This is a genomic window from Anaeromyxobacter sp. SG66 (assembly GCF_022690805.1).
Taxonomy (GTDB): Bacteria; Myxococcota; Myxococcia; order Myxococcales; family Anaeromyxobacteraceae; genus Anaeromyxobacter; species Anaeromyxobacter soli.
On record NZ_JALCZC010000161.1, the window covers coordinates 1 to 6,679 of the forward strand.

The window sequence follows — 6,679 nt, forward strand, 5'->3', positions numbered from 1 at the left end:
AGCGGGCGGACGAGCGCGCTCGCCTGGAGGGCGCGCGCGCCGAGGCGGAGGAGGCGCACGCGCGCGCGATGGCGGAGCTCGAGTCCGCGCGCGCGGCCGAGCGGTCCGAGGCCGACGCCCGGCTCGCCGCGCTCTCCGGGGAGCGGGACACGCTCGCCGCCGAGGTGCGGCGGCTCATGGGCGAGCTCGCGGCGAAGCTCGAGCAGGCCGCGGACGCGCGGCTCGCCGCGGAGGGCGACGCGGAGGCGCTCCGCGCAGAGCTCGCCGAGGCCCGCGGCCGGGAAGAGGCGGCCCAGGCCGACCTCTCCGAGGCGAGCGGGCGCATCGAGGCGCTCGAGGCCGACGCGGCGGCGCAGGCCGAGGCGGCCGCGCGGCTCGAGGAGGAGCTGCGCCGGGCGCAGGCCGAGGCGCGCGCCTACGACGAGAAGGCGATCGCCGCGGAGCACGCGTACGAGGCCAAGGTCGCCGAGCTCGCCGCGACGGAGCAGCGGGTCCGCGATCTCGGCGCGGCGCTCGACGAGGGGCGGGCGTCCGTCGCCGGCACGAAGGGCGAGCTCGCGCGCGTGGAGGGGGCGCGGGCCGACGCGGAGCGGCGCGCCGCGCAGGCCGCCTCGGAGCGCGATCAGCTCGCGAAGGCGGGCGAGGCGGTGCGGCGGGAGGCCGACGCCGAGCGCGACCGGACGAGGCGGCTCGAGGCGGAGATCGCGCGGCTCGCGAAGCTCGAGCCGGTGGCGGAGGAGGCGGCGCGGCTGCGCAAGGAGGTCGCGACGCTCAAGGAGATGGTGCAGCAGCGGAGCGCGGCCGCCGAGAGCGCCTCGCGCGCCGCCCAGGCGGCCGCCGCGGAGCGGGCGCGGGCCGAGGAGCGGCTCGCGGTCGACACCGGCAAGCTGCAGGGAGCGACGAGCCGGCTCGAGTCGGAGCTCTCCGCGGCGCGCCGGCGGCTCGAGGAGCTCGAGCGCGAGCGGGGCGCGCGCGAGGACGAGGCGCGCCGGTCGCAGGAGAAGGGCGAGGAGCGCCGGCGCGCGCTCGCCTCGGGCGCCTCCGAGGCGGAGAAGCGCCACCAGGCCGAGGCGGCGCGGCTGCGCGCGGCGATGGTGGAGCTCGAGAAGCACCTCGAGACGCGTGCGCGCGCGGAGCTCTCCCTCAAGCGGCGCGTGCAGGAGCTCGAGAAGGGGCAGGCGAGGCCCCCGCCGCCGCCCGCGCCGCGGGCGGACCCGGCGGAGCTCGCGGCCCTGAAGGCGCGCGTCGCGCAGCTCGGCGAGGAGCTCGAGGAGGTCCGCGGGGAGAACGACTTCCTGAACGGCGAGGTCGCCCGCCAGCAGGCGCGCAACAAGGAGCTGCAGAAGCAGATCGACTCGCTGAAGGAGTCCTGAGCCCGCCTCTTGCGCCGCCGCGGCGGCGCCGAGGCCGCCCGCGGGAGCGCAGGGGCCGCGGCGCGCCGTCGTCGAGGCGGGAGCGCAGCCTCGTGCGCTCCGCCCATCATCAGACCGCCGGCGGCTTCGGCTGCGCCCTCCGCGCGGCGCGGAAGAGCATGAGCGCGAGCGCGGCGAAGAAGAGGACGCCGAGGAGCGCGAAGCCCTCCTCGCCGATCACGCCGCTGATGCGCGGCTCCATGTTGAGCGTCTTCTCGATGAAGTGGTTCACGCCGTCGTTCACGTTGAGCAGCGCCACGATGACGCCGGTGAGCGCTCCGCCGGCGACGAGGCCGGTCGCGAACAGGCTGCCGCCGCCGAGCTCGCCCTCCTCGGCGGGCTCACCGCGCCGCGCCGCGAGCCAGTCCACGACGCCCTTCAGCGCGCCGCCCACGAAGATGGGGAGCGTCGTCGAGAGCGGCAGGTACAGGCCGACCGCGAAGGAGAGCGACTTCACGCCGCAGAGCTCCATCGTCACGGCGAAGAACGCGCCGGCCAGCACGAAGTGCCAGTCGAGGTTCAGGGAGAGGAGGCCCTTGATGAGCGTCGCCATGAGCGTCGCCTGCGGGGCCGGGAACTTCTCCGTCCCGATCATGTGCTGCACGCCCTGCGCGGCGAGATCCGCCGTGGGCGTGTCGAGCACCTTCACGGTGAGGCCGATGACGAGGGCCGAGAAGACGGCGCCCACGAAGAGAGCGATCTGCTGGTACCGGGGCGTCGCGCCCACGAGGTAGCCGGTCTTGAGATCCTGGCTGGTGGCGCCCGCGTTCGCCGCGGCGATGCAGACCATGCCGCCCACCACGAGCGCGAGCGGCTCGTAGGCCGACCCGGTCCAGCCCACGCCGACGAACACCATCGCCGTCGCCATGAGCGTCGCGATGGTCATGCCGGAGATCGGGTTCGACGAGGACCCGATGAGCCCCACGATGCGCGACGAGACCGTCACGAAGATGAAGCCGAAGACGATGACGAGGAGCGCCACGAGCAGCTTCTGGAGGATCGACTCGCCCGGGACCTGCGGGAGCAGGACGAGGAGGAGGACGAGCCCGACGCTGCCGATGATGACGGTGAGGAAGGAGAGGTCGCGCTCGGTGCGGCGGACGCCCGCGGCGGCGGCCTTGTCGCCGAGCGAGCGGATCGAGTCGCGGAGCGAGGCCCAGATGGTGGGCAGGGTCTTGAGCAGCGTGATGAACCCGCCCGCCGCCACGGCGCCCGCGCCGATCTGGCGGATGTAGGCGCGGTAGACCGCGTTCGGCAGGTTCGAGAACGTGTGCGCCACCGGGTCCCAGCCGCCCGGGCCGCCGGCGGTGGCGAGGTCCTTCATGTTCCCGAGCTTCACGAGCTGCCCGGCCATGACGTCCGCGGGCACGAGCACGGAGAGGAGCGGGATGAGCGCGAGCCAGGCGAGCACGCCGCCCGCCACGAGCACGCCCGCGATGCGCGGCCCGATGATGTAGCCGACGCCGAGGTACTCGGGGGTGATCTCCCCGTTCACCGTCGCGTTCGGCAGCCACTTGTTGGTCTGGCGCGTCACCCACGCCGGGCTCTCGGCGATGACGTGGAAGACCTTCTGCAGCACGGCGTAGCCGAGCGCGAGCCCGACGCCCTGGAACGCCGTCCTCGCGAACTCGCCGCCCTTGTCGCCGGCGATGAGCACGGACGCGCAGGCGGTGCCCTCGGGGTAGAGCAGCGAGCCGTGCTCCTTCACGATGAGGGAGCGCCGCAGCGGGATCATCATCAGGACGCCGAGGATCCCGCCCACGAGCGAGAGGGCGAACAGCGTCACGTAGTCGAAGTAGCCCGCGCCGATCGAGAGCTTGGTCGAGGGGTCGGTGGAGAGGAAGAGAAACCCGGGCAGCGTGAACACCACGCCGGCGGCGATCGACTCGCCCGCCGACCCCGCCGTCTGGATGATGTTGTTCTCGAGGATGGAGGTCTTGAGGAACTTCCGCCCGAGCGAGATCGCGATGACCGCGATCGGGATGGAGGCCGAGACGGTGAGCCCGGCCTTGAGGGCGAGGTAGACGGTCGCGGCGCCGAAGAGGATCCCGAAGAACGCGCCCGCGACGATGGCCTTGGGCGTGAACTCTGGGAGACGGGTGTCGTCGGCGATGTAGGGCTTGAAGTCCTTCGGCGGCGGGGGCGGGGCGGCGAACTCGGCCATTCGGGGTCCTCGCGACACGGTTCCGGGTTGCGGGGCGTCAAGAAACCACGTCTCCCGGGCGATGTCGACTCTCGGGTCAGCCGCTCCGCGCCGCCCTCCCCTCCGCACGGCGAGGCGGGATCCGCGCGCCGCATCGCGCTATGAAAAAGGCATGGCGCGCCGCTTCGGCATCTACGTGCACTTCCCCTACTGCGCGCACCACTGCCCCTACTGCGACTTCGCGGTCTCGACCGAGCGACCGCCCGAGGGCCGCAGGTACCTCGCGGCGCTCACGGCGGAGCTCTTGCTGCGCGCGCCCGCGCTCGACGGCCTCGCCGCCGTGAGCGTGTACCTGGGCGGCGGCACGCCGTCCCTGTGGGAGCCGGACGAGGTGGCGGCCCTCCTCGCCGCCCTGCGCGAGCGCTTCGCCCTGCCCGCCCCGGCCGAGGTGACGATCGAGGCGAACCCGGAGTCGACCGACCGGGCGAAGCTCCGCGCCTGGCGCGCGGCGGGGGTGAACCGCGTGTCGGTGGGCGCGCAGTCGTTCGACGCGGGCGTGCTCGCGAAGCTCGGCCGCCGGCACGGCCCCGACGCTGCGGAGCGGGCCATCCGCGCGGCGGCGGAGGAGCTCGGGAACGTGAGCGTCGATCTCATCTACGGGGCGCGCCGCTCCTCGGTGGAGACCGCGCGCAGGGACGCGGCGCGGGCCGTGGAGGCCGGGGCGACGCACGTGTCCGCGTACGCGCTGACGCTCGACCCCGAGATCATGGCGGAGGAGGTGCCCCTCGCGCGCCTGCGCCGCGAGGGCCGGCTCCCCCTCCCCTCCGACGAGGACGCCGCGGCCCAGTCCGCCGCGATCCGCGCGGAGCTCCGCCGCGCCGGGCTGCGCCGCTACGAGGTCTCGAACTACGCGCGGCCCGGCCGCGAGTCCTTGCACAACCGGCTCTACTGGAGCGCCGAGAGCTACCTCGGGCTCGGCGCCGGCGCGTACGGCTGCGTGCGCGGCGAGGGCGGGTCGTACCGGTACGGGAACCTCCGCGACGCCGGCGCGTACCTCGACGCCGCCCTCTCCGGACGCGCGCCGACGGCGGAGGAGGACCGCATCGGCCCGGTGGCGGAGCGGAACGAGCGGCTGATGCTCGGGCTCCGCACGCGCGAGGGCGTGCCGCTCGCGTCGCTCTCGCCCTCCCAGGCGCGCGAGGCCGAGGGGCTCGTGGCGCACCGGCTCGCGGTCCGCCGCGCGGGCGCGCTCGTCCTCACGAGCCGCGGCCTCGACCTCCACACGTCGATCGCGGAGCGGCTCCTCGAATAGGAGAGGTGGGCATGGCGAATACCGCAGCCTTCGTGGAGCACGCGCTCGATCTCCTGTCACTCGCGGGTCCCGCCGAGGCCCGGCGAATGTTCGGCGGGCACGGGCTCTACGTCGGGGACACCATGTTCGGGCTCCTCGACGACGACGAGCTGTTCCTCAAGACCGACGCCGAGACCCGCGCACGCTTCGTCGAGGCGGGCTGCAAGGCGTGGGTGTACCCGCGCCGGGACGGCAGGGTGGAGCAGACGAGCTACTTCCAGCCGCCCGACGCCGCGCACGAGGAGCCCGAGGCGATGCTCCCGTGGGCGCGCCTCGCCATCGACGCGGCGCTCCGCGCGCGCGCGGAGAAGGAGGCCCGCGCGCGGAGGAGCGCGAAGGGGCGCGCGCCCGCGAGGCGGAAGCCGGCGCCGACGGCGAAGCCGCGCGCGCGCCGCCCGCGGTGAGGCCCGCCGGCCCGCTCACCGCGCGGCGTCGCTCAGGCGCGCCGCGGCGGCGGGATCGACGCGCCGCGCGAGCTCGAGCTCCAGCTCGACGTCCCGGTGCTCCCGCTCGTCGCGCCCCTCGAGCGTGCCCGCGATCTTGAAGAAGATCACGCGGCAGGAGCCGCCGCCGAGCTCCGTCCCCTCGACCCGGTAGCGCACGTCCGACCCGTCGAGATCGGTCTCGGCGACCCAGCGGCCCCCCTTCACGGTCCGCGTGTCGCGGGCCTGCGAGAGGAGCTGCGACACGGTTCCGAGCGGCGCCTTGCCGATCGAGACGCCGTCGTCGCTCCCGAGGTCGAAGCCGCGCTCGTCCAGGAGGCGCAGCGCCGCCGGCCACACCTCGGCGAGGGGCCGCGAGAGGCCCTGCGCGTCGAGCGCCGCGCGGAGGCGCGCCTCGCGCTGCGCTGCGGCGCAGCCCGCCGCGAGGAGCACGGCGCAGGCGAGCACGCGAGAGGGCGAGAGGCGCATCGGACGCCATCATGCGCCCGCCGCGGAGGCCTCGCTCGGCCCATCCGAGGAGCGCCGGCGGGTGGAGCCGAGAGGGTGGGAGCGCAGCGCCGCGCAGGTCGGCGCACCGCGCCGCCGACGCCGGCCGGGCGCCGCGGGACCTGCCGCGATAGCATGCTCTCCCATGCGTCGCCTCCTCGCGGTCGTCCTCCTCGGCCTCTCGATCGGCGCCGGCATCGCCGTCGTGTCCCGGATCTTCCTGCGCGAGCGGCCGCTGCCGTCGCCCCCCGCCGTGGCGACCCAGATCCGCGAGGTCGCCCGCCTCGAGACCCTGGAGGTGCGGCTCTACAAGAAGGTGAGCTTCGAGCCCGAGCCCACGCAGGCGGACTCGCTGTGGGGTGACGTCGCGGGCTGGCTGCGCCACACGCTCGCCGCGCCGAAGGGGAAGGCCATCGTCTTCGCCGACGCCTTCCTCACCCTCGACCTCGAGCGGCTGAACGCCACGAGCGTGGGCGTGCAGGGGCGACGGGTCGACGTGGTGCTCCCGCCCATCCGCACCACCATCGCGATCCGCCCCGGCGAGACCGAGATCCTCGGCTCGAACCTCGACTCGGCCGAGACGGCGCGCCTGCTCGACCTCGCCAAGGTGGCCTTCGAGCGGGAGGTCGACGGCGACGTCGCGCTGAAGGCGCGGGCGCGGGCCTCGGCGGAGCGGCACATCCGGGCGCTGCTCGTCGGGCTCGGCTTCGGGGAGGTGCGGTTCGTGGACGCGCTCCCGCCGGGCGAGAGCGCGAGCTGAATATTCTGACGGGGGCTGCGCCCTGAGGATTCGTCACATCTTCGGCTGCTGACCGGGGGAGCGGCTTCGGTCGGCCGAGCGGCG

General features: G+C 74.9%; 5 protein-coding genes and 1 pseudogene. 4 read left to right on the forward strand and 2 right to left on the reverse strand.

What is annotated here, in order from left to right; all coding sequences use genetic code 11:
- Positions 1-1,373: pseudogene (locus MNZ39_RS22685) on the forward strand (response regulator); the annotation flags it as partial.
- Positions 1,374-1,482: 109 nt separating this feature from the next.
- Here MNZ39_RS22685 and MNZ39_RS22690 read toward each other — a convergent pair.
- Complete coding sequence (locus MNZ39_RS22690; protein WP_242341374.1) at positions 1,483-3,576, reverse strand: OPT family oligopeptide transporter; 2,094 nt, start codon at positions 3,574-3,576, stop codon at positions 1,483-1,485.
- Between the two features lie 151 nt (positions 3,577-3,727).
- Between MNZ39_RS22690 and hemW the strand changes: the two genes are divergently transcribed.
- On the forward strand, positions 3,728-4,867 hold the full coding sequence (hemW, locus tag MNZ39_RS22695; RefSeq protein ID WP_242341375.1) for a radical SAM family heme chaperone HemW: 1,140 nt from the start codon (positions 3,728-3,730) through the stop codon (positions 4,865-4,867).
- 11 nt (positions 4,868-4,878) lie between these two features.
- Positions 4,879-5,310, forward strand: coding sequence for a TfoX/Sxy family protein (locus MNZ39_RS22700; protein ID WP_242341376.1), 432 nt, complete (start codon positions 4,879-4,881; stop codon positions 5,308-5,310).
- Between the two features lie 15 nt (positions 5,311-5,325).
- Here MNZ39_RS22700 and MNZ39_RS22705 read toward each other — a convergent pair whose 3' ends face one another.
- Complete coding sequence (locus MNZ39_RS22705) at positions 5,326-5,817, reverse strand: hypothetical protein (protein WP_242341377.1); 492 nt, start codon at positions 5,815-5,817, stop codon at positions 5,326-5,328.
- Positions 5,818-5,980: 163 nt separating this feature from the next.
- Here MNZ39_RS22705 and MNZ39_RS22710 point away from each other — a divergent pair, with 163 nt between their 5' ends.
- A complete protein-coding gene (locus MNZ39_RS22710) occupies positions 5,981-6,595 on the forward strand; it encodes a DUF4230 domain-containing protein (protein ID WP_242341378.1) in 615 nt (204 codons plus the stop codon).
- Positions 6,596-6,679: the final 84 nt, after the last annotated feature.